The 25554-nt window shown below is 68.0% G+C and carries 29 protein-coding genes; 13 read left to right on the top strand and 16 right to left on the bottom strand.

The window, feature by feature from the left end:
• The first annotated feature begins 41 nt into the window (after window positions 1-41).
• Window positions 42-395: a PilZ domain-containing protein gene (locus tag IFT82_RS11790; protein ID WP_192126925.1), complete on the top strand. Its 354-nt coding sequence runs from the start codon at window positions 42-44 to the stop codon at window positions 393-395.
• A 52-nt stretch (window positions 396-447) separates the two neighbouring features.
• On the opposite strand, the gene IFT82_RS21485 is transcribed toward IFT82_RS11790, so the two are convergent.
• Window positions 448-774, bottom strand: coding sequence for a YdcH family protein (locus IFT82_RS21485; RefSeq protein ID WP_446740967.1), 327 nt, complete (start codon window positions 772-774; stop codon window positions 448-450).
• Window positions 775-803: 29 nt separating this feature from the next.
• Between IFT82_RS21485 and IFT82_RS11780 the strand changes: the two genes are divergently transcribed.
• Together IFT82_RS11780 and IFT82_RS11775 are read left to right on the top strand one after the other, a co-directional pair.
• Window positions 804-974 (top strand): DUF465 domain-containing protein, encoded by a 171-nt coding sequence (locus IFT82_RS11780; protein ID WP_199860468.1) that lies wholly within the window; start codon window positions 804-806, stop codon window positions 972-974.
• 93 nt (window positions 975-1067) lie between these two features.
• Entirely contained in the window at window positions 1068-1511 is a 444-nt protein-coding gene (locus tag IFT82_RS11775) for a DUF1465 family protein (RefSeq protein WP_192126921.1), read from the top strand.
• Window positions 1512-1529: 18 nt separating this feature from the next.
• On the opposite strand, the gene IFT82_RS11770 is transcribed toward IFT82_RS11775, so the two are convergent.
• Genes IFT82_RS11770 through IFT82_RS20925 form a run of 3 tightly spaced genes read right to left on the bottom strand, consistent with a single transcriptional unit; the run spans window position 1530 to window position 4766 of the window.
• The gene (locus tag IFT82_RS11770) at window positions 1530-2489 is read right to left on the bottom strand and encodes an NAD(P)H-dependent flavin oxidoreductase (protein ID WP_192126919.1); all 960 of its coding nucleotides are present in this window, start codon (window positions 2487-2489) and stop codon (window positions 1530-1532) included.
• Window positions 2490-2540: 51 nt separating this feature from the next.
• Window positions 2541-3083: a 16S rRNA (guanine(966)-N(2))-methyltransferase RsmD gene (gene rsmD, locus IFT82_RS11765; RefSeq protein WP_192126916.1), complete on the bottom strand. Its 543-nt coding sequence runs from the start codon at window positions 3081-3083 to the stop codon at window positions 2541-2543.
• Between the two features lie 3 nt (window positions 3084-3086).
• Window positions 3087-4766: a pseudouridine synthase gene (locus IFT82_RS20925; protein ID WP_244646706.1), complete on the bottom strand. Its 1680-nt coding sequence runs from the start codon at window positions 4764-4766 to the stop codon at window positions 3087-3089.
• A 102-nt stretch (window positions 4767-4868) separates the two neighbouring features.
• On the opposite strand from IFT82_RS20925, the gene IFT82_RS11755 reads away from it, so the two are divergent.
• Both IFT82_RS11755 and IFT82_RS11750 read left to right on the top strand, forming a co-directional pair.
• Window positions 4869-5291 (top strand): response regulator, encoded by a 423-nt coding sequence (locus IFT82_RS11755; RefSeq protein ID WP_192126914.1) that lies wholly within the window; start codon window positions 4869-4871, stop codon window positions 5289-5291.
• Window positions 5292-5346: 55 nt separating this feature from the next.
• A complete protein-coding gene (locus IFT82_RS11750; protein ID WP_192126912.1) occupies window positions 5347-6681 on the top strand; it encodes an MFS transporter in 1335 nt (444 codons plus the stop codon).
• On the opposite strand, the gene IFT82_RS11745 is transcribed toward IFT82_RS11750, so the two are convergent.
• The 11 genes from IFT82_RS11745 to IFT82_RS11695 form a co-directional block, all read right to left on the bottom strand.
• The gene (locus IFT82_RS11745) at window positions 6678-7085 is read right to left on the bottom strand and encodes a DUF6628 family protein (protein WP_244646705.1); all 408 of its coding nucleotides are present in this window, start codon (window positions 7083-7085) and stop codon (window positions 6678-6680) included. The genes IFT82_RS11750 and IFT82_RS11745 overlap by 4 nt on opposite strands.
• Before the next feature lie 73 nt (window positions 7086-7158).
• Entirely contained in the window at window positions 7159-8466 is a 1308-nt protein-coding gene (locus IFT82_RS11740; protein WP_192127053.1) for a bifunctional folylpolyglutamate synthase/dihydrofolate synthase, read from the bottom strand.
• A 20-nt stretch (window positions 8467-8486) separates the two neighbouring features.
• A complete protein-coding gene (accD, locus tag IFT82_RS11735; protein ID WP_192126909.1) occupies window positions 8487-9350 on the bottom strand; it encodes an acetyl-CoA carboxylase, carboxyltransferase subunit beta in 864 nt (287 codons plus the stop codon).
• Window positions 9347-10165, bottom strand: a complete 819-nt coding sequence (gene trpA / locus IFT82_RS11730) for a tryptophan synthase subunit alpha (protein ID WP_192126907.1) — start codon at window positions 10163-10165, stop codon at window positions 9347-9349. The genes accD and trpA overlap by 4 nt, the downstream gene beginning before the upstream one ends.
• On the bottom strand, window positions 10162-11397 hold the full coding sequence (gene trpB / locus IFT82_RS11725) for a tryptophan synthase subunit beta (RefSeq protein WP_192126905.1): 1236 nt from the start codon (window positions 11395-11397) through the stop codon (window positions 10162-10164). Before trpB ends, trpA begins: the two co-directional genes overlap by 4 nt.
• Entirely contained in the window at window positions 11394-12020 is a 627-nt protein-coding gene (locus IFT82_RS11720) for a phosphoribosylanthranilate isomerase (RefSeq protein WP_192126902.1), read from the bottom strand. Before IFT82_RS11720 ends, trpB begins: the two co-directional genes overlap by 4 nt.
• A gap of 57 nt (window positions 12021-12077) precedes the next feature.
• Complete coding sequence (gene pyrF, locus IFT82_RS11715) at window positions 12078-12752, bottom strand: orotidine-5'-phosphate decarboxylase (RefSeq protein ID WP_192126900.1); 675 nt, start codon at window positions 12750-12752, stop codon at window positions 12078-12080.
• Window positions 12749-13099: a hypothetical protein gene (locus tag IFT82_RS11710; RefSeq protein WP_192126899.1), complete on the bottom strand. Its 351-nt coding sequence runs from the start codon at window positions 13097-13099 to the stop codon at window positions 12749-12751. Before IFT82_RS11710 ends, pyrF begins: the two co-directional genes overlap by 4 nt.
• 53 nt (window positions 13100-13152) lie before the next feature.
• Window positions 13153-15408: a patatin-like protein gene (locus IFT82_RS11705; protein WP_192126898.1), complete on the bottom strand. Its 2256-nt coding sequence runs from the start codon at window positions 15406-15408 to the stop codon at window positions 13153-13155.
• A gap of 48 nt (window positions 15409-15456) precedes the next feature.
• On the bottom strand, window positions 15457-16155 hold the full coding sequence (locus IFT82_RS11700) for an endonuclease/exonuclease/phosphatase family protein (RefSeq protein WP_192126897.1): 699 nt from the start codon (window positions 16153-16155) through the stop codon (window positions 15457-15459).
• A gap of 53 nt (window positions 16156-16208) precedes the next feature.
• Complete coding sequence (locus IFT82_RS11695) at window positions 16209-17522, bottom strand: replication-associated recombination protein A (protein WP_192126896.1); 1314 nt, start codon at window positions 17520-17522, stop codon at window positions 16209-16211.
• 191 nt (window positions 17523-17713) lie between these two features.
• On the opposite strand from IFT82_RS11695, the gene IFT82_RS11690 reads away from it, so the two are divergent.
• Together IFT82_RS11690 and IFT82_RS11685 are read left to right on the top strand one after the other, a co-directional pair.
• Window positions 17714-18232 carry a PadR family transcriptional regulator gene (locus IFT82_RS11690; protein ID WP_244646704.1) on the top strand — a complete coding sequence of 173 codons (519 nt, stop codon included), beginning with the start codon at window positions 17714-17716 and terminating at the stop codon, window positions 18230-18232.
• Window positions 18229-18519 (top strand): DUF2218 domain-containing protein, encoded by a 291-nt coding sequence (locus tag IFT82_RS11685; RefSeq protein WP_192126895.1) that lies wholly within the window; start codon window positions 18229-18231, stop codon window positions 18517-18519. Before IFT82_RS11690 ends, IFT82_RS11685 begins: the two co-directional genes overlap by 4 nt.
• A gap of 1 nt (window position 18520) precedes the next feature.
• On the opposite strand, the gene IFT82_RS11680 is transcribed toward IFT82_RS11685, so the two are convergent.
• Window positions 18521-19669: a glycosyltransferase family 4 protein gene (locus IFT82_RS11680; protein ID WP_192126894.1), complete on the bottom strand. Its 1149-nt coding sequence runs from the start codon at window positions 19667-19669 to the stop codon at window positions 18521-18523.
• A 105-nt stretch (window positions 19670-19774) separates the two neighbouring features.
• On the opposite strand from IFT82_RS11680, the gene radA reads away from it, so the two are divergent.
• The 6 genes from radA to IFT82_RS11650 all read left to right on the top strand — a co-directional run bounded on the left by radA (window position 19775) and on the right by IFT82_RS11650 (window position 25554).
• Window positions 19775-21157 (top strand): DNA repair protein RadA, encoded by a 1383-nt coding sequence (radA, locus tag IFT82_RS11675; protein WP_192126893.1) that lies wholly within the window; start codon window positions 19775-19777, stop codon window positions 21155-21157.
• 12 nt (window positions 21158-21169) lie between these two features.
• Window positions 21170-21748, top strand: a complete 579-nt coding sequence (locus tag IFT82_RS11670) for a CvpA family protein (protein ID WP_192126891.1) — start codon at window positions 21170-21172, stop codon at window positions 21746-21748.
• Window positions 21745-22188: an iron-sulfur cluster assembly scaffold protein gene (locus tag IFT82_RS11665; protein ID WP_192126890.1), complete on the top strand. Its 444-nt coding sequence runs from the start codon at window positions 21745-21747 to the stop codon at window positions 22186-22188. The genes IFT82_RS11670 and IFT82_RS11665 overlap by 4 nt, the downstream gene beginning before the upstream one ends.
• Window positions 22188-23942, top strand: coding sequence for a cation:proton antiporter domain-containing protein (locus tag IFT82_RS11660; RefSeq protein ID WP_192126887.1), 1755 nt, complete (start codon window positions 22188-22190; stop codon window positions 23940-23942). Before IFT82_RS11665 ends, IFT82_RS11660 begins: the two co-directional genes overlap by 1 nt.
• Window positions 23942-24268, top strand: coding sequence for a DUF423 domain-containing protein (locus IFT82_RS11655; RefSeq protein WP_192126885.1), 327 nt, complete (start codon window positions 23942-23944; stop codon window positions 24266-24268). The genes IFT82_RS11660 and IFT82_RS11655 overlap by 1 nt, the downstream gene beginning before the upstream one ends.
• Window positions 24269-24417: 149 nt before the next feature.
• Entirely contained in the window at window positions 24418-25554 is a 1137-nt protein-coding gene (locus tag IFT82_RS11650) for a D-alanyl-D-alanine carboxypeptidase family protein (protein ID WP_244646703.1), read from the top strand.

The following is a 25554-nucleotide window of genomic DNA, read 5'->3' as shown; positions in this document are numbered from 1 at the left end:
CGGGGCGCAGGGCATCGACCGCGGCAATGGCAGGAAACAGGATGGGCACCAATGGCTCGACGCGCGATCCGGGCAGGCGGACGGATCATATCCGCGTGGTGAACCCGGCCGATCAGCGCGCGCATCAGCGTAGCCCGGCGATGATGACCGCCTGGCTGCGCCTCGATGACGATGAAGAGGGGCCGCAGGAGGTTCGCATCCGTAATCTGTCCGATCGTGGGTTGATGGCGGAACCGGGCTATCCGGTCATGGCGGGTACCCGTGCGGTACTGACGCTGCCCGGGATCGGCGAGGTCACCGGTCAGGTCGCCTGGTATGCGGAGGGACGGATCGGTGTCGCACTGGACACGACGATCGATCCCGAACAGGTTCAGCGCGCGGTGGCCGGAGAATAAATCCCGCACCCGGAATACCGTCGCCCGTTACCGGGCGACGGCACGATCGATGCTACAGGCTGATGATCTCTTCCTTCAGCCGTAATTTCTGCTTCTTCAGGTCGGCGATCGTCGCGGTATCGGGAAGGGGACGGTTGGTTTCCTCGGCGATGCGCCGATCCAACGTGGCATGTTTCGCTTCCAGGGCGTGCTGGTGCGGTGTGGACTGCATGGGCAGATCTCCTTTCATGCTTTGGGACAGGAAGTAGAACACGCCAATCACCGATTGTCGCCCGGTTTTTCGCCGAACGCGATGCCCCGTGTCGTTTTCTCCGCAGGCCGTTTGCCCTCGCCCGCTGCCGCCCTTCTGCGCTACAGGGGGCGGGATAGCGGAGGGCATCGGTGGACGAGGTACAGATCAGGGGACGGATGGATGCCCTGCGGCAGGAGCATCGCGATCTGGACGCGGCGATCGCGGCACTGGCCGACCACGGCGTGCCCAACCAATTGCAGCTCGCCCGCCTGAAGAAACGCAAGCTGCGGTTGCGCGACGAGATCGCGATGCTCGAAGATTATCTGCTGCCCGACATCATCGCCTGATCGTTAACGCGGCCGGGCGGATGCTCCGCGACGGGACAGGCGGGACGGCCGCACCGGCTGGGCAGGGCGGCGATGCCATGCGACGACATCGTCATGATCGAAACCGACGCTGCCCGTATCCGCCGCCCGCTGCTCGCCGCGCTCTACACCGATGCGATGCTGCTCGCCGACGACACGCGGGCCCATATCGAACATCCGGACGAGCAGGGCGACGGTCGTCTCGATCCACTGGGGCGCGTATTGCTGTCATGTGAGCAGTTGCGGATGACGACGCGGCTGATGATCGTACTGGCGTGGCTGTTGGCATGGCGCGCGATCGACGCGGGGGAGATGGACGAAAACGCGCGGCCACGGCTGGAGGCGATGCCGCTGCCCGACATCGCGGCGCTCGCCGGTTTCCCCGATCAGGCGCGGGCGTTGATCGACGATGGTATCGCGCTCTATCGCCGGGCGGCATTTCTGGACGAGGCGATGGCGCGGACCCCGGCCGTCAGTCCGGCACTGGTGATGCAGCGACGGCTGGCGGCGGCACTCTGAACGAACGGTCGCCGCCGGTCAGGCGATCAGGCGCGCCCGCGCCGTATCATACTCGCGCGCGAACCGCTCGACCCGGCTTGCCACCGATTCCACCGCATCGATGGCGCCGATGCCCTGGCCCGCGCCCCAGATGTCGCGCCATGCCTTGGGCTTGCTGCCGTTGCCGCCGCCGAAATCCATCGTCTTCAGGTCGCCCTGCGGCAGATGGTCGGGATCGAGGCCGGCGGCGACGATCGATGCGCGCAGGTAATTGCCGTGCACGCCGGTGAACAGGTCGGAATAGACGATGTCGGCCGCCCGCGAATCGACCACCGCCTGTTTGTAGGCGGCATCGGCATTCGCCTCGTCCGTCGCGATGAAGGGAGAACCGATATAGGCGAAATCCGCCCCCATCGCCCGGGCCGCGAGGATCGCGCCACCCGTTGCGATCGCGCCGGACAAGGCAAGCGGCCCGTCGAACCATGCCCGTATCTCGGATATCAGCGCGAAGGGGGACTGGCGCCCGGCATGGCCACCCGCACCGGCCGCCACCGCGATCAGGCCGTCCGCCCCCTTTTCCACCGCCTTGCGGGCAAAGCGGTCGTCGATCACGTCGTGCAGGGTGATCCCGCCCCAGCCATGGGCGGCGGTGTTCAGGTCCTCGCGGGCCCCCAGTGACGTGATCACGATCGGCACCTGCCATTTCGCGCAGACCGCCATGTCCGCCTCCAGCCGGTCGTTGGACCGGTGGACGATCTGATTGACCGCGAAAGGGGCGGCGGGCCGCTCGGGATGCGCGCGGTTATGCGCCGCCAGTTCCTCGGTGATGCGGTGCAGCCATTCGTCGAGCATTGCCGCCGGCCGGGCGTTGAGCGCCGGAAACGACCCGACGATACCCGCCTTGCACTGGGCGATCACCAGCTCCGGGCCGGAGATGATGAACAGCGGCGACCCGATCACGGGCAGGCGCAGACGATTGAAGATGGCGGGAATCGACATGGGATGAAGCTTGGCGGGGCAGGGCGACGCTGTCCAGCGCCGCCCTGCCGATCACGCAGCCATCCGTCGCAGCAACGTCAGCCGCGCCTTGCCGTGGACGCGCGTGACATCGATGTCGAAGCCCGCGATCGTGACCTCCTCGGGCTTGGCCGTCTCGATGCTGACCCAGGTCGCCGGGCCGATCCAGCCCAGCCGGGCCAGCTTGTCGATCGCGACCTCACCCGCGCCGCTGCCATAGGGCGGATCGAGCATCATCACGTCGAGCGGCGCGGGCGCCGGCCCCAGTGCCATCACCGACGTGGCGCGTACATCCGCCCGCGTGCCCAGCTTGGCGAGATTGGCCTTCAACGCATCCAGCGCGGCGCGGTCCTGCTCGACGAACAGGCATGTCGCCGCGCCGCGCGACAACGCCTCGATCCCCAGCGCCCCCGATCCCGCAAACAGATCCGCTACCGACAGGCCGTCGAAACTGCCCAGCCGGCTGATCAGCATCGAGAACAGCGCCTCGCGCGTGCGATCGGCGGTGGGGCGCGTCGCATCGCCCTTGGGGGCGACGAGCGGGCGGCCCCGCCATTGTCCTGCGATCACCCGCATCGCTCAGCGCTTTCCCTTGGGGGCGCGGGGCGGATGTCCGCGGCCGCCGGCCGGCCCCTTGGCCGATCCACCCTTGCCGGGCGGCTTGCCACCGGGACGGGCGGCACCCGGCGTGCGGTTAGGGCCGGCGCCGGCGCCGGCGCGGGCAGGCCCGCGTGGCGATGCGCCGTTCCGGTCGTCGCGACCATAGGCCGGGGCTGCGCCACGGGGCCGGTCGCCCGTCGGGCGCGGCGGTGCGCCATCATCGTCCCGGCGATCGCGAAAGTTACGCGACCGGTCGGCGCGCGGCGACGCCCGATCACTCTGAGGCCGGGCATCGCCACCGGAGAAGGTCCCCCGAAAGCCATTGCCGGCCGGGCGGCTACCATTGGCCTGACGCGGACGATCGCTGCGACCACCCTCCTGACGAGGCGCATCGACCGCTGACCGGTCGGCGCGGGGTGACGCCCGATCGGGCTGCGGCCGGAAATCGGTGCCCGAGGATGCACCGCGAAAGCCATTACCGGTCGGACGTCCGCCCGCCTGACGTTGTCGGTCGCTGCGGCCACCACCCTGACGGGGCGCATCGACGGCTGGCCGGTCGGGGCGCGGCGATGCGTCCCGATAAGGCCGGTCGCTGCGGACATTGCCCGGGGCATTGCCGGGGCGCGGGGCGGTAGCACCGGTCTGATCGGAGCGTGGTCCATCGCCGCGCGGCCGGTCGCTGCGAAACCGGTCGGTCGGGGCGGGGGCAGCGTTCGCCGCCGGCCGGCTGGGCCGCGTCCGGCTACCCCAGCCACCGCCGGCCGCAGCGGGCCGGGCCGACGCGGTCGGTGCTGGTCGTGGTCGTCTTGCCTCCTCCACCTGGGGTGCCGCCGGGGGTGGCGGCGCGGCGGGGGCCGGGGCCGCCGTCTTGGCGCGGGCTTCCACCTCGACATTGGCCATCGGCTCGCGCGCGCGACGGGGGCTGTCGAGCGTCCGGCGGAAGGCGCCGATATCCGCCCCGCGCACCTCGCCGACCTCGCCCGGCATCAGATCGCCCAGCACGAAGGGGCCATAGCGCGTCCGGATCAACCGGCTGACCTGCAGCCCGAGATGTTCCAGCACGCGGCGTACCTCGCGGTTCTTGCCTTCGGTCAGCGTCATCTCGATCCAGACGTTCGCACCGGTGCGGCGTTCCAGATTGGCGTCGATCGGGCCGTAGCGCATGCCCTCGATCTCGATCCCCTCGATCAGGTCCTCCAGTTGCGCCTGCGTCACGTCGCCGTAGGCACGGGCGCGATAGGTACGCTCCACGCCGGTGGCGGGCAGTTCTAGCTGCCGTTTGAAGCCGCCATCGGTGGTCAGCAACAACAGGCCTTCGGTGTTGAGATCGAGCCGGCCGACCGGCACCACCCGCGGCAGGTCGCGCGGCAGGTGATCGTAGATGATCGGGCGGCCCGCCGGGTCATGCTCGGTCACCAGCAGGCCGGGCGGCTTGTGATAGAGGAACAGCTGCGCGGGCGGTGGTGCGGCGACGGCGTGGCCGTCAACGGTGACGCCGTCCAGCGTGGTTAGCACCGTGGCGGGCGTATCGAGGGTGACGCCGTTCAGCGCGATGCGCCCCTCGTCGATCATCCGTTCGATATCGCGGCGCGAGGCGATACCTGCACGGGCGAGGAGTTTGGCGATGCGATCGCCCTTCGGGGGCTCTTGGTCGGTCATGACGCGGCGAATACAGCGTCTGGCGGGATCAGGCGAAAAATCTTTGCGACCCTTGGCCCCGGTACGCGTTATGTTCGGGTTGCGTAACAAAGGGCGGGCGCCATGCTGTTCGGGAAGAAGAAGCGGCAGATCGTCCGGTTGCTGCTGGTCGAGGACGAGCCGCTGGTCGCGTTCGATAACGAGCACGTCCTGACGGAGGCCGATTACAGCGTGGTCGCCACCGTCGACCGGGTCAGCGACGCGATCGACATATTGGCGGAAGGCGGGGTCGATCTGGTGCTGGTCGACGTCAATCTCGCCGACGGATCGGGGGTCGATGTGGCGCGGGCTGCGCATGCACGCGGCGTGCCGGTGATGTTCGTGACCGGCGCCTGCCCGCCCGAGGCGATCGAACTGGCTGCGGGTTGCCTGTCGAAACCGTACAATCCGCGCACGCTGCTCGCCGCGATCGGCGCGATCGAGGCGGGGTTGCAAGGCAATCCCCCCAAACGCCTGCCGCCTGGCTTTCGCCTGTTCGCCGTGTGATCGCTTCCCTCGCCGTCACGGGGCTGTATGGTCCGGCGGCGAGCGAGGAGCGGGAATGAACGACACGGTACGGCAGGGGAATTGGTGGGACGGCATTCGCCCCTATGTCGAGAAACAGCCGCTGGCCGCGCTGGCGCTGGGTATCTCGTCGGGCTTCCCCTACGCCATGATCGGCGCGACGTTGACGACCCGGCTGGCGCAGGACGGGATCGACAAGAAGACGGTCACGGCGTTCAGTCTCGCCTTTCTCGTCTACAATTTGAAATTCCTGTGGGCGTGGGTGGTCGATGGCGTGAAGCTGTCGCTGATCGGCCGGCTGGGCCAGCGCGTATCGTGGCTGATCGTCGCCGGCGGGCTGGTGATCGCCGCCGTGGTCAATCTGGCGCTGGTCGATCCCGCCGCCAGCATCGGTGCGGCGGCGACGGCGGCCATTCTGGTCGGCGCGGCCGGCGCGACGTTCGACATCGTGATCGACGCCTATCGGATCGAGATACTGGAGCCGCGCCAACTGGGCATCGGATCGGGGATGAGCCAATATGGCTGGCGGATCGGTTCCGCCGGTGCGGGCGCGCTGGCGCTGGTCATCGCCACACGGGCGGGATGGAGCGTGGGCTATCTCGCCTGCGCCACCTTCGCGCTGCCGGCGATGCTGGCGGGACTGGCATTGGGCGAACCGCCACGGCGGCGCAAGCCGGTGGCGCGGCGTGGATTTGCCGAGGGGCTGCAAGCGATCTGGGGTCCGTTCGTCCAGTTCTTTGCGCGGGAGGGGGCGTTGCTCGTCCTGCTGTTCATCCTGATCCACAAGATCGGCGATACGCTCGCCAACCTGACGCTGCGGCTGCTGTTCGACGATCTGGGTTTCACCGGGGACGAAATCGCCTTCTACGACGTCGGGATCGGCTTCTTCGCCTATCTGATCGGCATCTTCATCGGGGGCGTGTTGTACGCGCGGATGGGGATGAAGCGATCGGTGCTGCTGGCGCTGATCCTGATGGCGGTGTCGAACCTGTCGTTCGCGGCATTGGCGGCGGCGGGGCACAGCAATTGGGGCATGGCGGGCGCGATCGGCTTCGAGAACGCGGCCAGCGGGTTCGGCGGCGTCGTCGTGATCGCCTATTTCTCAGCGCTGTGCGACCTGCGCTTCACCGCCGCGCAGTTCGCGCTGATCTCTGCGGCGGCGAGCATCGTCGGGCGGATCGTGACGGGTACGACCGCCGGCGCGCTGATCGAACGGTTCGGCTATGTCGATTTCTATCTGCTCACCACCGCGCTGGCATTGCCGGGCGTCGCCCTGTTCTGGTGGATGAGCCGGTCGGGGATGATCGATCGCTCGATCGGCAGCGCGGGCGTCGCCGGGGAAGGCGACGCCCGCACCGGTGACGCCGCCTAGCCCGCGACCGGCCGCCCCTCGTCGGCAAAGGCGGTCGCCACCGCCCCCGCCGCCATCAGGACGTGCTCGACCCGGCGCACGCCGAGCAGGTCGGCGGTCAGCAGACGGGCGGTGTCGGGCGCGGATTCCACCCGCGCGACAATCGCGATCAGCGCCGCCTCGGCCGGCGTCATCCGGGCGCAGCAGCACGGCGCGATGGCGATCGTGCCGGCAGCGGAGCTGGCGAGTTCCGCCATCAGCGCGCGCATCAGCACCAGTGGCCGGCGGAATCCCTGCCCGAAGGCGGTGAACATCACATGCGCCGCACGGGCATCGGCCAGCCCGTTCGCGCCCATGCGCCGCATCGCGAACAGCACGATGCGCGCATTGGCGCAGGCCGGCAGGCTGTGGGGCAGGATCGTCATCGTTTCGGTCATCACGCGGCTCCGCTCGGGAATGCCCGAAACTCGCGCGTTAGTTATTGCAAGTCAATAGCAACTAGATGGGTGGTTCACCATTGGCGGCCAGCGCGGTGCCGGCGAGATAAAGCGAGCCCGCGATCATCACCACGCCCGGCATCGCGACCTGCGCAATCGCGGCTTCGATCGACGCGGCCGATTGCGAGTCGATCCCGAAAGAGGCGGCATGCCCGGCCAGATCGGCGGGGGCGTGGTGTTCGTGACCGGGAACCGGCACGGCGATCAGCCGGTTCGTCGACGCGGCAAGCAGCCGCAGCACGCCATCGGCATCCTTGTTGGCGAGCATCCCGAGGATCACGGTCACCGGCCGGCCGAGTGCGAGGCCTCGCATTGCCCTGGCGACCGGGGCGGCGGCGGAGGGGTTATGCGCGCCGTCCAGCCACAATTCGCTTCCCGCCGGCAGACGATCGGTAAGCTGGCCGGCACCCAGCCGCTGCATCCGCGCCGGCCACTGCGCCCAATCGGCGGCGGCCCGCATTGCGGCTTCTGGCACGGTGACGGTGCCCTGATGGCGCAGCATCGCGATCGCCAGCGCCAGATTGCGCGACTGGTGTGCGCCCACCAGGCGCGGGCGGTGCGTCACCACCGAAAAACCCGGGTCGCGATATCGCGTCGTCGTCCGTGCGGTCTCACTGTGCCAGTCGCGGCCACGCGCGATCACCGGCGCGCCCGCCGCATCGGCGACCTGCGCGATCCGGCCACGCAAGGGGGCAGCATAATCCATGGTGACGAGCGGGATGCCGCGTTTGGCGATACCCGCTTTCTCGCCCGCGATGGTGGCGGCGCCGCGCCCCAGAAACGCCTCGTGATCGATACCGAGCGCAGCGATGCCGGTGACGGCGGGATCGGGGATGACGTTGGTCGCATCCAGCCGACCACCCAGACCGACCTCGACGATCGTCGCGGCAGCGGGCGTGCGGGCGAAGGCGAGGAACGCGGCGGCGGTCGTCACCTCGAAGAAACTGGGATGGATACCCTCCGCGACATCCAGCACCTCGGCGAGCAGGCCGGCCAGCGCCTCGTCCCCGATCAATGTACCGGCCAGCCGGATACGCTCGTTGAACCGCACCAGATGCGGGCTGGAGTAAACGTGAACGGACAGCCCCGCCGCCTCGATCGCGGCGCGCAGAAAGGCACAGGTCGACCCCTTGCCGTTGGTGCCGGCGACATGAAAGACGGGCGGGAGCGAGCGGTGCGGATCGCCCAGCCGCGCTAGCAGCGCCCTGATCCGCTCCAGCCCCAGTACATCCGCACCGGGTGACAGCCGCGCCAAACGGTCTAGCTGCGCCTGTACGGCGGGATGGGACGAGATCGCGTGATCGGCCATGGCAACGACGCGGAGGCGGATCAGGCCGCCGCCGCGTCCCGGTTGCCGCACAGATATCCGATCACCTGCGCCAGCCGTTCGCGCAGATCACGGCGATGCACGACCATATCGAGCATCCCGTGCGCCAGCAGATATTCCGCCCGCTGGAATCCTTCGGGAAGCTTTTCACGGATCGTGCTCTCGATCACGCGTTGCCCCGCGAACCCGATCAGCGCGTTGGGCTCGGCGATCTGCACGTCCCCCAGCATCGCATAGCTGGCGGTGACGCCGCCGGTGGTGGGATCGGTCAGCACGACGATATAGGGCAGGCCGGCATCGTGCAGCATCTGGATCGCGACGGTACTGCGCGGCATCTGCATCAGGCTGAGGATACCCTCCTGCATCCGCGCGCCGCCGGCGGCGGTGAAGATCAGATAGGGGCAGCGATCCGCGATCGCGTTCTCGACGCCACGGACGAACGCCTCGCCCACCGCCAGCCCCATCGACCCGCCCATGAAGGCGAAGTCCTGCACCCCCATCACCACCCGGTGGCCGAGGATCGTGCCGCGCGCGTTCAACAGCGCATCGGCTTCGTTGGTGGCGGTGCGCGCCGCCTTGATCCGGTCGACATATTTCTTCGAGTCGCGGAATTTCAGTGGGTCTTCCGGCACCTTGGGGCTGGGCAGTTCGGCATAGCTGCCCTGATCGAGGATCTGCGCGAACCGGATCTTCGGCCCGATCCGTTCATGATGCTCGCATCGCGGGCAGACGTGGAGGTTCTCCTCCAGTTCCTTGGTGAAGACCATCTGGCCGCAGCCCTTGCACTTGTGCCAGAGATTTTCCTCGGGCTGTTCCTTCTTGGATTTGAAGGCGAGGGCGTTGCGGACGTTGTTCAGCCAACTCATCGGCCGGATTCCTCGTTGACGGGATGACGCGCGGAGGCGACCGCCTCTGCCAGCGTCCGGATATAGGCGGTGACCGGGCCGGGCGCATCGGCGCCGTGCTGCGCGACGACCTCGACGATCGCGGAGCCGACGACGACCGCATCGGCGACACGGGCGACGGCAGCGGCCTGATCGGGGGTGCGGATGCCGAAGCCGACCGCGACGGGCAGATCGGTCGCCGCCTTCAGCCGGGCGACCGCCTGCTCGATCGATCCCGCCGCCGCCTGCTGCAGGCCGGTGATCCCCGCGACCGAGACGTAATAGAGAAAGCCGCCCGCACCATCCAGTACCTGCGGCAGGCGCGCGGCATCGGTGGTGGGGGTGGCGAGCCGGATGGGTGCGATGCCGTGGGCGCGCAGATCGGGGCCGAGCGCGTCGTCCTCCTCGGGCGGGATGTCGACGCAGATCACGCCGTCGACGCCCGCCGCGGCGATCGCCTGCGCGAACCATGCCGATCCACGCCGCAGCATCGGATTGGCATAGCCCATCAGCACCAGCGGCACGTCGGGATGACGCTGCCGGAAACCGGTCGCGATCGACAGGATGTCGGCGGTGCGGGTGCCGGCGTCGAGGCTCCGGATATTCGCGTTCTGGATGGCGGGGCCGTCCGCCATCGGATCGGTGAAGGGCATGCCCAGTTCGATCACGTCCGCCCCGCCCGCGACGATTGCATCGAGGATCGCCGGCGTCGCCGCCGGGGTCGGATCGCCCGCGGTGACGAACGCGATCAGCGCGGGCCGGTCATGCCCGAAGGCGGCACTCAGCCGTGCGGTCATATCGCCACCCCCAGCGCGGAGGCGACGGTGAAGATGTCCTTGTCGCCGCGTCCGCACAGATTGGCGAGGATGATGGCATCGGCGGGCATCGTCCGCGCGCGGTGGGCGACGGCGGCGATGGCGTGGGCCGGTTCCAGTGCGGGAATGATGCCCTCGGTACGGCAGAGCAACTGGAACGCATCCAGCGCCTCGACGTCCGTGGCGTTGGCATATTCTACCCGGCCGATATCACGCAGCCACGCATGTTCGGGACCGATGCCGGGATAATCCAGCCCGGCGGAGATCGAATGACCCTCGGCGATCTGCCCGTCCTCGTCCTGTAGCAGATAGGTCTTGTTGCCGTGGAGGACGCCGGGGAAACCACCGGCCAGGCTGGCGGCATGTTCGTTGCCTTCCAGCCCATGGCCCGCCGCCTCGACGCCTAGCATCGCCACCTCCTTGTCGTCGAGGAAGGGGTGGAACAGTCCGATCGCGTTCGATCCGCCGCCGATCGCGGCGACCAGCAGGTCGGGCAGGCGGCCAGTGCGGCTAAGCATCTGCGCGCGGGCCTCGCGCCCGATGATGCTCTGAAAATCGCGGACGAGCTCCGGATAGGGATGCGGGCCGGCGGCGGTGCCGATGATATAGAAGGTGTCGTGGACGTTCGCGACCCAGTCGCGCAGCCCCTCGTTCATCGCATCCGACAGCGTCTTCGCACCCGAGGTGACGGGCCGGACCTCAGCGCCGAGCAGCTTCATGCGAAACACGTTGGGCTGCTGCCGCTCGACGTCCTTGGCACCCATGTAGATCACGCAGGGCAGGCCGAAGCGTGCGCAGACCGCGGCAGTGGCGACGCCGTGCTGGCCCGCGCCCGTCTCCGCGATGATCCGCGTCTTGCCCATGCGGATCGCAAGCAGGATCTGGCCGATGCAGTTGTTGATCTTGTGCGCGCCGGTATGGTTCAGCTCGTCGCGCTTGAACCAGACCTGGGCGCCCATGCCTGGTTCCGCACCGGTGCGCAGCGCCTCGCTCAGCCGTTCGGCGTGATAGAGCGGGCTAGGGCGGCCGACATAATGCTCCATCAGGTCGTCGAACTGGGCCTGGAACGCCGGGTCGGCCTTGGCGGCGCGGTACTCGCGTTCGAGTTCGAGGATCAGCGGCATCAGCGTCTCGGCGACGTAACGGCCGCCGAACTGGCCGAAATGCCCGCGATCGTCGGGCTGGGCGCGGAAGCTGTTGGGGACGGTGTTCATGACCGGGCGGCCTTAAGGAATGCGGCGATCTTGTCCACATCCTTGACGCCGGGGGCGCTTTCCACACCCGACGACACGTCGACCAGGGAAGCGCCGGTACGGGCGATGGCGTCGGCGACATTGGCGGGATCGAGCCCGCCGGACAGCGCCCAGGGCAGGGGATGACGGAAGCCGTCGAGCAGCGACCAGTCGAACCGCAATCCCATGCCGCCGGGCAGGGCCGCGCCGGGCGGGGTCTTCGCATCGTAGAGCAGGCGGTCGGCCGCGCCGACGTGGCCGGTGGCCTCCGCCAGATCGGCCTGTGTCCGAACCGCGATCGCGACCCAGGTTTCGCGTCCGAAGCGGGTGCGGATGTCGGCCGCCCGCGCGGCGGTCACCTTGTGCACCTGCACCACATCGACCAGCCCGACGGTACGCTGGAGCAGGTCCTCGTCAGGGTCGACATAGACCCCGACGCGGGCGATCGATCCAGGGACGCGCGCCGACAACCCGGCGGCGGTGTCGTGCCCGAGATGCCGGGGGGAGGGGGGGAAGAACACGAAGCCGACATGGCTCGCGCCATGGCGCAACGCCGCATCAAGCGTGGCGGGGGTGGTCAGTCCGCAAATCTTGGCAAGGGTCATGACGGGCGGCCTACTCCCCCGGCGTGGCCGGGGCAAAGGCCATGTCGCCCGGCGGTGCTATAGCGTGGCGGCGATCGCCCGTGCCGCGGCATCGGGATCGTCCGCCTGCGTGATCGGCCGGCCGATCACGAGGATCGAGGCACCGGCGTCGGTCGCCGTGCGCGGGGTCACGACGCGTTTCTGGTCGCCGACGCTGCCGCCCGCCATCCGCACACCGGGCACGACGAAGAACCCCTTCGGCCAGCGGGCATGCGCCGCGCCCACTTCCTCGCCGGAACAGACGATGCCGTCGATGCCGGCCTCCCGCGCCAGGTCGGCCAGCCGCAGGACCTGATCGTGGGCATTGCCCGCCACCCCGGTCGCGACAAGATCGGCCGTGTCCAGGCTGGTCAGCATCGTCACCGCCACCACCTTGGTTCCCGGTGCGGCGGCGGCCTTCGCATCTTCCAGCATGGCGCGGCCACCGGCGGCATGGACGGTCAGGATCGCCGGCTGGAGGGGGGCAAGCGCCTGCACCGCCTTGGCCACGGTATTGGGAATGTCATGCAGCTTCAGGTCGAGGAAGATCGGCAGACCGAACCGCGCCATCTCGCGCACCCCCGGCTGCCCATGCGCCACGAAGAATTCCAGACCGAGCTTCAGCCCGCCGACATGGCGGCGAACCCGATCCGCCATCGCCTTCGCGCGGTCGAGATCGGGGGTGTCGATGGCGACGTAGATGGGATTGCTCATGATACGATCGGCGCCGGGCCGGAGGACGAGGTGCGATCGTCCGCCATCATCGCGGGGCCGGGCATCACCAGACCGGCGGGAGGCGCCACCAGGGCGGCCGCACGGGTTTCGGCCAACACCCGCTCGCAGGCGGTCAGCCGCTGCCGCAATCGCCAGCGGCGCGCACCCTGCCAGCCGAGCGTCGGCAACAGTCCGAGCAGGAACGTGATGGCGAGGAGGAAGGGCAGGTTCACGTCCGCGATCAGCCCGCCGGGCAATCGGATCGGCACCGACGTCCAGTTGCCGAGCGTAAAGACCGCCGCCAGAAAGGCGAGCAGGCACCAGAACAGGATTTTCAGGAACTGCATGCGGTTCTCCCTCGGGGGGCGCAAGCTAGCGATTGCGGCGGGTTTTGGCCAGCCTACCCCAGTTCGGTGCGGAGCGACGCGATCAGCGGCTGGATCGCGGTCAGGCGCGCCTGCTCCTCGTCCAGAATAGCGAGGAAAGCGCGACGCTTGATCGCCGATATCCGGCCCGGCCCCAGTCTGGCCGGCGACGGCATGGTCGAGACGACGATGTCGATCAACCGCTCGGCGCCATGCAGCCGCCCCCACAGATAGTCGTTCTCGCGATAGGCACGGCTGAAGAATGCACCAAAATTGCTGAACTGGATGCCCTTCAACGTCGCCTCCGCCCCGCCGGGGCGAATCGCGACGGCGTCATCCGGAGCGATGCGGTCGACCCTGATCGCATCGAACTCATCCAGACCCTCTCCCTGCAACAACGGCAGGGTCGCGGCATCGAAGAACGGAAAGCCGAGATAGGCGAGGATCAACGGCCGCTGCGCGTCGCGATCGAGCCCTGCCAGCGCCGTCGCCAACCGGGCGTCCGCCTCCGCGTCCAGTCGCGGCAGATCGAGTGACGCCGCCAGCCCTTCGAGGAAGGTCGTCGCGTCAGGCTGCATCGCCTTTGCCGCGGCCGTCAGCGGTGCGTGCGGTTCGCTACGTTGCGCATCGAGATAGGCCGCGAGGGAGTCGTAGATCGCATCCCGCATCGATCCGAGCGAACCGGGATCCCGGCTTTCCTCCAGTTCCCCGAGCCGCCTCGCCAGCAGTCGCAGCCGGCGGATGCGATAGCCGGTATCGAACCGGCGCAGGAAGGCGACCGCCACATCACCGCCAGCATCGCCGGGCGCGACGGCACGGATCGCCTCCGCGCGGTGCTGGGCTGAAGCGGGACGTTCGCCCGCGATACCGTCGGCGATCCGGCCGAGCAGATCGACCACACCCGCCAGCTTGAGATGGCCATAAGCGACAAAGCCATATCCCGCCTGGGCCGCTGCGGCGGCCTGCGCGCGGCGACGCCATGTCGCAAGCCGCCTCCGCGTGGGTCGATTGAGGAACAGCGTGTGGCCGAACAGCAGATCCACCTGCGTCTCCACCGCGGGTCGGATCGCCTCGACGATGGTGGCGAGCCGTTCCACCCGGCGCGACCGGTCGGCCAGTGTATCGAGGTTGTCGCGGATAGGCTGCTGCCGGGGCAGTTCGCTCAGCGCGCCGAGGATCGTCTGGAAGAATCCCGGCGGCCCCTGTTGCGCCGACAAGCGGAATTTCATGCCCGGTGACGGATCGATGTAGACGAACCGCCGGTCGATCTGGCGCCGGGCGGGGCGTTCGCGCAAGGCATCGATCGCCGGACGGAACGGCGCGTTGGCCAGAACCGATCCGTCGATCAGGATCGCCCGCTCGGCCTGACCGGCAGCGGCATGGCGGGGCAGGGCACGGGCGAGGAAGGCCTGCCGCTCCGGCCAGTCGATCGCGCGGTCGGCCAGCACCCCGTCCAGTTCGCCGACCGAAAAGGGTGGGAAGGCGCCGGGGAAACTGGATGTCGCCCTCGCGGCAAAAGCCAGATCGGGCATCGACGCCAGCGTATCCGCGGCCGCGCCGCCATCGGAGAACCCGATGACGATGCGGTGTTCGGTTTCCACCACCTCCGGCGGCGAATTGAGGGCCAGCCGTTCGGGATGACCGGCGAAGTCTGTGACGGTCACGAACAGGTCTAGCGGCTGCCCGGCCGGGAGCAGCCGTGGCCCGCGCTCGCTGGCGGCCATCGCGGTCAGCGCATCGAGCAGCAGTCCGGTAAACGTCGCGCCGCCGAAAGGCGGCTCGAACCAGCGCGAACGCACGAAATGCGACAGCTTCGCGCGCACTTCATCGCGCGTCGCCGCCTCGTCCAGATGGTCCACCGCCTCCGCACTGCGTCCCGCCGCCATCCAGGCGATCGGCAGGGCCCAGACCTTGGCGAAGCGCGACGCCGGCGCGGCCGCAGGATCGATCAGTGCCTCCACATCCGCGGAGGCCAGCCAGAGGTCGGTCAACGGGTCGAGCGACTGGCCGGTGGCGATCGCCTGCGCCAGAAACACGCCGTTGATCCCGCCCGCCGAGGCACCTGCGACGATATCGACCAGCACGCGCAGCCGCAGATCACCCCGTTCCTCGATCTCGGCCAGCAGCGCGCGATAGACCGTGGCCGTGCCACCCGCAGGATCATCGCCTGCGTGATAGGCGTGGCTGGCACGCGCCAGATGCCAGATTTCCTTGGTGATGCCGTGCATGTAGACGGCCAGACTGATCCCGCCATAGCAGACCAGCGCCAGTCGAAGCTCCTTCTCGCGCATCAGCCCCGCATCATCCCGCCCCCGCCGTTGCCGGCATCATTGCCCGCATCACCGGGCCGGTTCCAGGATAGCCCAGATCGGCAGGTGATCCGATGCCTTGCGTGCCGCCGGGCTGGCGTGGACGCCGCAATCGACGATGGTGAGGTCGGTGGATGCCATGATGCGGTCAAGCCGTCCGATCGGGCGCCGGGCATGAAAGGACGGCCCGGTGGCGGCGAACCGGAAATCCCGCCCGAAATCCCGCAAGCACCCCGCCGCGGCGGTCCATTCGTTGAGGTCGCCCATCAACAGCGTGGGAGAGGGGGTATTGCGATGCGCCAGATGGGCCAGGATGGCGGCGGCCTGCCTGCGCCGCCACAGCCCGGACAGGTCGAGATGCATGCCCACCACGCGGATTGCCGATCCCGCCAGCCTGATGTCCGCCGTCACCGCGCCGCGGGGTTCGAGCGCGGGAAGGTGGATGGCATCGCATTCCACCACCTCGGCCGATTTGCGGACCAGTATCGCATTGCCATGCCAGCCCATCGATCCGATCCGACGACCGACCGCGACCGGTTTCCAGTCGCTCTGCTCATCGAGAAGGTGGAGCGGGATCACCCGTTCGCGCGTACCGAACCGTCGATCCGCCTCTTGCAAGGCAATGATGTCCGCATCGATCTCGCGCAGGACGTCGACGATCCGTTCGGGGTTGCACCGGCGATCTGCACCGACCCCCTTGTGCATGTTGTAGCTGGCGACCTTTATCATTACGCCATCGAAACGCCGCGCGAAGGCGCCGGTTGCAGGTCAGGCTGCGGAAATCAGCCCTGGGGTGGTTCAGGCGGTCGTTTGCGCCGCGCCCAGAAGTCGAGCCGCTTCCTGATGTCCCGCTCGAATCCGCGTTCGTTGGGTCGATAAAAGACGGGGGCCTCGGGCCGGGCGATCTCGTCGGGGAAGAATCCCTGGCCCGAAAACGCATCGGGGTGATCGTGATCATATTGATACCCGTCATGATAGCCGAGTTCCTTCATCAGCTTCGTCGGGGCATTCAGGATGCGTTTCGGGGGCGGCACCGATCCGGTGGCACGGGCGAGCGATCGTGCCTGATCGAACGCCAGATATGACGCGTTGGATTTCGGGGCGGTCGCGACGTAATTGATCGCCTGCGCCATGAACAGGCGCCCCTCCGGCAGGCCGATCCGCTCGAACGCCTGCCACGCGGTGACGACCTGGATCAGCGCCTGGGGGTCCGCCATCCCTACATCCTCCGACGCCGCGCAGGCCAGCCGTCTGAAGATCACGTCCGGTGCCTCGCCGCCTTCCAGCATCCGGGCGGCCCAGTACAACGATGCGTCGGGATCGCTGCCTCTCAGGCTTTTATGGAAGCAGCTGAGCAGATTGAAATGCTCCTCCTGACCTCGATCGTAGAGCGGCGCGCGTTTCTGGAGGAATTCGACCAGATCCTTGGGGGTGAGATCGCCTTCCCGGTCGAGCGCCAGTATCTCCTCGCACAGGCCGAGCAGATAGCGCGCATCGCCATCCGCCATGCCGATCAGCGTGGCGCGCGCTTCGGGCGTGAGGGGCAGGGGGCGGGCGCATCGCGCCTCCGCCCGTTCGATCACGCGGGCGAGTTGCGGACCGCTCAACCGGTCGAGCGTGTAGACCTTGGCACGGGACAGCAATGCCGCCACCAGGCTGAAACTGGGATTTTCCGTGGTGGCGCCGACCAGCACGATCGTGCCATCCTCGACCGCCGGCAGCAGCGCGTCCTGGACCGGTCGGGAGAAACGGTGAAGCTCGTCGATGAACAGGACGGTGGCCTTGCCCGCCGACTCCCGCGAACGGACCGCCTGCGCCAGCACCTTCCTCAGATCGGCGATCCCGGTCGATACCGCCGACAATTGAACGAATTCATACCCCGCCTCGTCAGCCACCAGCCGGGCGATCGTGGTCTTGCCCACGCCGGGGGGGCCCCACAGGACGAATGAACTCAACCGCCCGGTCGCGACCATCCTGCCGATCGATCCGCCGGGCATCAGCAAATGCTCCTGCCCGATCACCTCCGCCAGCGTCTGCGGGCGCAATTCCTCGGCAAGGGGCCGGGGAGCGTGATGGGCGAATAACGTATCCTGCATGATATCACCGTTCTGACGGGCCGAGACCATCGTCCGCCGCCAACAGGCCGGCGATGGCCGCCGATGTAGGACCTGCCGGCCCATCCGTCACCTGTTCGGCTCCTGTCCGGTAACAAAGATATATCTCAAACGATCTTGACGTTATGAATACAAAATATATCTTGGCAGCATCTTGAAGAGATAGGAGTGATATGTTCGCAGATATGCATGGCCACGACCGTGGCATTCGCGGCGGCGGCGGACGAGGACGACGGATGTTCGATGGTGGCGAGTTGCGGCTCGTGCTGTTGAAGCTGATCGCCGACGAACCCCGCCACGGCTACGACCTGATTCGCCGGATCGAGGAACTGACCGGCGGCGCCTATGCGCCGAGCCCCGGCGTGATCTATCCGACGATCGCGCTGCTCGACGAGATGGGCCTGATCGCCGCTCGGGAAAGCGATGGGGCGAAGAAGCGTTTCGCCGTCACCGATGACGGCATGGCCCACCTGACCGATCATGCCGGACAGGTCGCGGCATTGACGGCCCGGCTCGCCGCGCTCGCCGAACATCACGAGCGGACCGACAGCGAGGCGGCGCGCCGCGCGATGCGCAATCTGGGCGAGGTGGTACGCGGCAAGCTGCGGCGTGAGGAATTGTCGGAGGAACGCCGCTACGAGATCGTCGCCCTGATCGACGAGGTCGCACAGAAGATCGAGCGCCTGAAATGAGTATCTCCATCGCCCATGTGCCGACCGGGTCGGCCAGCCGCTATCTCCAGCAACTCGCCAAGCACTGGAGCCACAAGATGGCGGTCGTCGTCACGCCGGAGGAGGCGACGATCGACTTTCCGAACGGCGCGCGACTCACGATGGCCGCCGCTGCCGAGATGCTGGAGGTCGTGTTGACGGTCCCTGCCGACGGCAACGTGGCACGGATGCGGGAAGTGGTGGCAAGCCATCTCGACCGTTTCGCGTTTCGCGAGGCGCCGCTACCGTTCGACTGGCATGACGGGTAGGCTACCCCCGAGCGGCAATCGTCGACAGATAGGTATCCAGCACCGCGCTATTGATCCGATCCCAGCGATAACCCGCGGCCTTTGCGTGACCGGCATCGCCCAGGGTATGCCGCAGACCGGGCTTCGTGACGATCCGGGCAATGGCGTCGGCATAGGCGGTCGCGTCGCGCGGGGGGACGAGGAAGCCCGTTCGCCCTTCCTCGACGAGATCGATGGCACCCGTCGCGCGGGCGGCAACGACGGGAACCCCGGCGGCCATCGCCTCCAGCGTCACGTTGCCGAACGTTTCGGTGACCGACGGGTTGAACAGCACGTCCATCGACGCGACCGCCCGGCCCAGTGCCTCGCCGCGCTGGAAACCGGCGAAGCGGGCGCCCGGCACCTGCGCGGCGAACCATTCGCGCGCCGGGCCGTCACCGATCACCAGCACCTCGTGCGGCACCCCGCGCCTGGTCAGCGCTTGTGCGACCTCCGCGAAGACGTCGAGCCCTTTTTCCTTCACCAATCGGCCGAGGAAGCCGATCGCGACCGCATCGTCGGTAATGCCCAGCTCACGACGCCAGCCAAGATCGCGGCGGTCTGGGTTGAAACGGTCGTGATCGACGCCGCGCGACCAGATCGATATCGGGGCCCGCACGCCCCAATGGCGCAAGATCGTCGCCATCGACTGTCCCGGCACCAGTACCGCGTCGCTCCGGTCGTAAAAGCGGGTCAGCAGTCGCTCGATCGGCCGTTCCAGCACCGACAATCCGTAGTAGCGCGGGTAGGTTTCGAACCTGGTATGGAGTGAGGCGATCGCGGGGACGCCGTGCCGTCGCGCCCAGCTCAACGCACGGTGGCCGAGCAGCTCGGGGGCGGAGACATGGACGATGTTGGGGGCGAACGCCGCCAGATCGCGGCGGATCGATCCCGGCATTCCCCATGCGACCCGATACTCGCCACGCCCGCCCGGCAATGCGATCGCGGGAACCCCGACAAGGTCGCCCGTGGCGGGAAAGGCCGGTCGGGCGACCGTGGGCGAATAGACCCTCACCGTCACCCCCTGCGTCATCAGATAACCGACGAGCAGATTCAGCGCCTGGTTGGCTCCGTCGCGCACATAATTGTAATTGCCGCTGAAAAGCGCGACGCGAAGGTCGGATGGCTGCATGGAGACCCGCCGATAGCGCTGCGGCGAACCGAATACCACCGCGGATCGGGTGGAACCCGATGCACGGCCGTTGTTGTTCCCGTCCCGTTCCGTTATATCCCATGCATGGCAAAACCGCAGAAGCGATATGTGTGTCAGGCGTGCGGCTCGGTATCGTCGCGATGGCAGGGGCAGTGTGCCGACTGTTCCGAATGGAACACGCTGGTCGAGGAGGCAGGCGCGGCCGTGACGCCGTTCGCCGCGAAGCACCACCTTCAGGGGGGCGGACGGACCATCCTGCTGTCGTCGCTCGACGCCGACGTCACGCTGCCGGACCGGATGGCGACCGGCATCGCCGAGTTCGATCGCGCGCTGGGCGGCGGCTTCGTCGAGGGATCGGCGACGCTGATCGGCGGCGATCCGGGCATCGGCAAATCGACGCTGCTGTTGCAGGCAGCGGCGCGCATGGCGATGGCGGGCAGGGGGGTGGCCTATGTCTCGGGCGAGGAGGCGGCCGATCAGGTCCGGTTGCGCGCACGCCGGCTCGGGCTGGGCAATGCGCCCGTGCAACTGGCATCGGCCACCTCGACGCGGGATATCCTGACGACCTTGTCCAGCGCCACACCGCCCGACCTGCTGGTGATCGACTCGATCCAGACGATGCATTCGGACCTGATCGAGGGCGCCCCCGGCACCGTCAGCCAGGTTCGTGCCTCGGCGCAGGAACTGATCCGTTTCGCCAAGGAACGGGGTACCGCGCTGGTCTTGGTCGGCCATGTCACCAAGGACGGCACGATCGCCGGCCCCCGCGTGCTGGAACATATGGTCGATACCGTGCTGGCGTTCGAGGGTGAGCGGTCGCATCAGTATCGCATCCTGCGCGCGATCAAGAACCGCTTCGGCGGGACCGACGAGATCGGCGTGTTCTCGATGCAGGCCGAAGGGCTGGCGGAGGTTGCCAACCCCTCCGCGCTTTTCCTCACCCACCGTGAGGAGGGAGTGACCGGCGCGACCGTGTTTCCCGCGCTGGAGGGGACGCGGCCGGTGCTGGTCGAGATCCAGGCTCTCGTCGTCCGCCTCGCCAGCGGGGCCACCCCGCGTCGTGCGGTGGTGGGCTGGGATTCGGGTCGGCTGGCGATGATCCTGGCGGTGCTGGAGGCACGGTGCGGTCTCAGCTTTTCGACCGCCGAGGTCTATCTCAACATCGCCGGCGGCTACCGGGTACAGGACCCCGCCGCCGATCTGGCGGTCGCGGCGGCGCTAGTGTCCGCACTGTCGGAACGGCCGGTGCCGCCCGAGTCGGTCGCGTTCGGTGAAGTCGCGCTGTCCGGCGAACTACGCCCCGTCGCGCATGGGCCGTTGCGGCTGAAGGAAGCGGGCAAGTTGGGATTCGAGCGCGCGCTGGTGCCGATCGGCGTGGCGAAGGATGCCAAGGGGGAAGGCCCGCTTCGCCTGACGGGGTTCCGCACGCTCGGACAGTTCGTTGACCATATGCTGGGGCGGGGCTAGGCGGGTCCTTAGATGGGCCTGACCTCACTCGACATCATCGTATTGCTGGCGGTCGTCGGAGCGGCGGTCCTGGGGCTGTTGCGCGGCTTCGTGACGGAGGTGCTGTCGCTGTTCGCCTGGGTCGCGGTGGTCGCGGCATTGAAGCTGTTCCACATCGCGGTCGCGCAGACATTGACCGGCTATGTCGGCACCGCCTCGGGCGCGGCCGTGCTGGCCTTCGCGCTCATCGCCGGCGTCACCTGGTTTGGGGGTCGACTGGTCGCTCGCGCGATCGGGGCGCGGACGCGGACCTCGATACTGGGCCCGGTCGACCGCGCACTCGGCTTCGGGTTCGGCGCGCTCAAGGGGTTGATCCTGTCCAGCCTCGCCTTTCTTCTCGTCGCCCTGGTGACCGACACGGTCGGCGGCGGTCCGTCACGACGGCCGGCATGGATGACCACCAGTCGCACCTATCCGCTGCTGAATGCGACCAGCGCGGGTATCGCCGATTTCGTCGATCGCCGTCGTCGTGGCCTGCCGGTATTCGGCGCCCGGTCGACCATGGTCGGTGAAACCCCGGACAGCAGCACCCGCACAGGCAACGGTCGATGAGCGCCGCTCTATACAATACCGATATTCTGCGCCTCGCCGCCTCGATCCCGCATCATCGCCGCCTCGACGCGCCGATGGGGACGAGCGAGCGGCGTTCGCCGATCTGCGGCAGCCGTATTACCGTCGACGTCAGCCTTGATGCGGACGGCCGGGTCGAGGAAATCGGGCTGCTGGTCCGCGCCTGTGCCCTTGGTCAGGCATCCGCATCGCTGCTGGCGGCGGAAGTGATCGGCCGGACCCCTGCGGAACTCGCCGTCGCCCGCGACGCGATGACGGCATGGCTGACAGCGGGCGAGGGCGACGCACCCGACTGGCCGGGTCTCGCCATCTTCACGCCGGCCCTGTCCTACACCGCCCGCCATCCTTCGATCCGCCTCGCGTTCGAGGCGGCGGCCGAAGCGGCGGCGCTGGCGGCAGAGCATATGTCGGCCCATACCTGATGCATGAAGAGGCGGGCTTCTCGCTGTTGCGCGACGGCGCGGTGCTGCTGGGATCAGGACTGTTGTTCGTCCTGCTGTTCCGGCGGCTCGGTCTCGGGGCGACGCTGGGTTATCTCGTGGCCGGCGCGGTGGTGGGGCCGCATGTGCTGGGGCTGGTCGGCGATGCCGAATCCAAGATGGGCATCGCCGAACTCGGCATCACCCTGCTGCTGTTCATCGTCGGGCTGGAGCTGAACCCGTCGCGATTGTGGCGGATGAAGCAGGAAATCTTCGGGCTTGGTCTGTTGCAGGTCGTGCTGTGCGGGCTGGCGATCACCGCGATCATCTGGATCGCCGGATTTTCACCGGCCGCCGCACTGGCGTTGGGGCTGCCGTTGGCGCTGTCGTCGACCGCGCAGGTGTTGCCGATGCTGCAATCGGCCGGGCGGATGCGGACGCCGTTCGGCGAGCGGACCTTCGCCATCCTGCTGTTCCAGGACCTGTCGATCGTTCCGCTCATCACCATCATCGCCGCGATGAGCCGGAACCCGGCCGATGCCGGGGCACCGCCGGGCTGGCTGCTCGGCCTCTACACCGCCGCCGCCGTCGTCGGACTGGTACTGGCCGGGCGCTTCCTGTTGCGACCCTTCTTCCGCCTGATCGGCAATCTGGGCGAACGCGAGATGTTCGTGTTCGCCGCGCTGTTTACCGTCATCGCCAGCGCCGCCGTCATGGAAGTGCTGGGCCTGTCGACCGCGCTGGGTGCATTCATTGCCGGGGTGATGCTGGCCGACAGCCCCTATCGCCATGAACTGGAGGCGGATGTCGAGCCGTTCCGGTCGATCCTCCTCGGTCTGTTCTTCCTTGCGGTGGGCATGATGCTCGACCTTCAGGCGATCGCGGATCGGCCGTTGTTCGTGATGGCGATGGCGTTCGCCCTGATCGCGACCAAGGCGCTGGTGGTGTTTGGTATCGGCCTTGCCTTCCGGATGCCGTGGCGCGGCGCCCTCGCGCTGGGCCTGTTGCTCAGCCAGGGCGGCGAATTCGGGTTCGTGCTGTTCGCGCAGGCGCAGATCGGGCTGCTGATCGAGCCGGAGGCGGCCAGCCTGTTCGGCGCGATCGTCACCCTGTCGATGGCGACGACGCCATTCCTGATGAGCGCCACCCGCCGTTTCCGCACCGCCCCGATCGTGAAGGCGGACCAGCATCGCGACGGGCCGCAGACCGATGGCGCCAATGCGATCATCGTCGGCTATGGTCGTTTCGGGCAGACGGTCGCGCAGATGCTGATCGCGGAGGGGGTGCCCGTCACGCTGATCGATCGCGATATCGAGATGATCGACATCGCCGGCGAATTCGGGGCCAAAGTCTATTACGGTGACGGGACCCGGCTCGACCTGTTGCGACAGGCCGGCGCGGCGGAGGCGGAACTGATCCTGTTCTGCCTCGACGGCGACCAGATCGAGCCGACCATGCTCGAAGGCGTCCATGCCGCGTTTCCAGACGCGACGATCTTCGTCCGCGCCTTCGACCGACGCGCGCTCATCAAGCTGCGCGGTGCGCCGGTGGAATATGTCGTGCGTGAGGTGCTGGAATCGGCGGTGTCGATGGCACGACGCGCGCTGGGGGCACTCGGTGTCGAAACGGGGCAGATCGACCGGACCGAACAACTCTATCGCGCCCGCGACAAGGAGCGGCTGCATGCCCAGGTCGAGGCGGGTGACCTGAAGGCGGCGAGCGACCAGATCATCACGCAACCGTCGCGGCCGGTATGATGCTGGCGGTGCTTGCCGCATTGTCGGGGGCGCTGGCGGTCGCCGCTGGAGCGTTCGGCGCCCATGGTGCTTCCGGCCCGGCGGCGGAATGGCTACGCACCGGCGGGCAATATCAACTGATCCATGCCGTCGCCGCCCTCATTGCCTTGCGCTGGGAAGCGCGCGGCCCCGCGACGTTGTTCGTGACAGGGGGGGCCGTCTTCGCGATCACGCTCTACGCGATGGCCTTCGGCGCGCCACGCTGGCTGGGGGCGGTCACCCCGATCGGCGGGGCGTTGCTGATCGGCGGCTGGCTGTGGCTGGCATGGAGCCTGCGCGCGGGCTGATGGCGTGTCATCCGTCATCCCCGCGTGACGTCGCCGTGATGCGTCGCTATGCCGGTCGCCGTTCCTGTGCCACCGACCGATAACGGACCTGCCGCCCCATGAAGACGCCGTTCGCTACCCCCATCAAAACCCTCGTCATGGCCCCCGTCATGACGGCACTGCTCGCCTGTCCGTCGACCGCGGCCGCGCCGCAATTCCAGACGGCTGCGCCGGTCGCCTATCTCGAAGACCTGTCGACGGGCGCCGTACTGTTCGCACGCGATCCCGACCGGCGCATGCCGCCCGCGTCGATGGCAAAGATGATGACGGTCTATGTCGCGTTCGACCTGATCCGTCGTGGCGAACTGAAACTGACCGACACGGCGACGGTGCGGCCGGAAACGTGGAAGCGCTGGCACGGACCGGCTGCCGGATCGACGATGTTCCTGTCGGTGAACGAACAGGTCAGCGTCGCCAATCTGCTCTACGGTATCGTCACCCTGTCGGGTAACGACGCTTGCGTCGTGCTGGCCGAACACATCGCGGGCTCCGAGCAGGCGTTCGTCGAACGGATGAACCGCGTCGCGCAGCAGATCGGGCTGAAGAACAGCCAGTTCGGCACGTCGAACGGCTGGCCCGACAATGGCGTCACCTATGTTACCGCCCGCGATCTGGCGCGGCTGGCGCAGCAGACGATCACCAACTATCCGCAGTTGTACAAGCAGTTCTATTCTCGCCGGGATTTCACCTGGGGCAAGACGATGGGCGGCAGCGCGATCACCCAGGCCAATCGCGACCCCTTGCTGGGTCGGGTTGCCGGTGCAGACGGACTGAAGACCGGGCATACCGAGGAGGCCGGTTATGGCTTCACCGGATCGGCCGATCAGAACGGCCGGCGGCTGGTGATGGTGATGGCGGGGCTGACCAGCGCCAATCAGCGGATCGAGGAATCGGTCCGTTTCATGGACTGGGGTTTCCGTGCCTGGCAGGCCAAGCCAATCGCCACCAAGGGCAAGCAGGTCGAAACCGCCGAGGTGCAGGCGGGCGATGCCGGTAGCGTAGCGCTGATCGCCGGGCAGGACCTGAAGGTCACGCTGCCCGCCGGGCTGGCCCCCGAACTGTCCGCCAAGGTGGTCTATCAGGGCCCGATCAAGGCCCCGATCAAGGCGGGCCAGCATATTGCCGACCTGGTCATCACCTCGCCCGATGTTCCCGAACAACGGCTGCCGCTGGTCGCCGCGACCGACGTGGGCGAGGCGGGGTTTTTTCGTCGGGCCTGGAACGGACTGACCTCGTTCTTCGCCTGA

It is taken from the genome of Sphingomonas sp. CFBP 8760, assembly GCF_014841615.1.
In the GTDB taxonomy this organism is placed as follows: Bacteria; Pseudomonadota; Alphaproteobacteria; order Sphingomonadales; family Sphingomonadaceae; genus Sphingomonas.
Note: the sequence above shows the minus strand (reverse complement) of the source record. Positions and strands in the feature narration are given on the sequence as shown.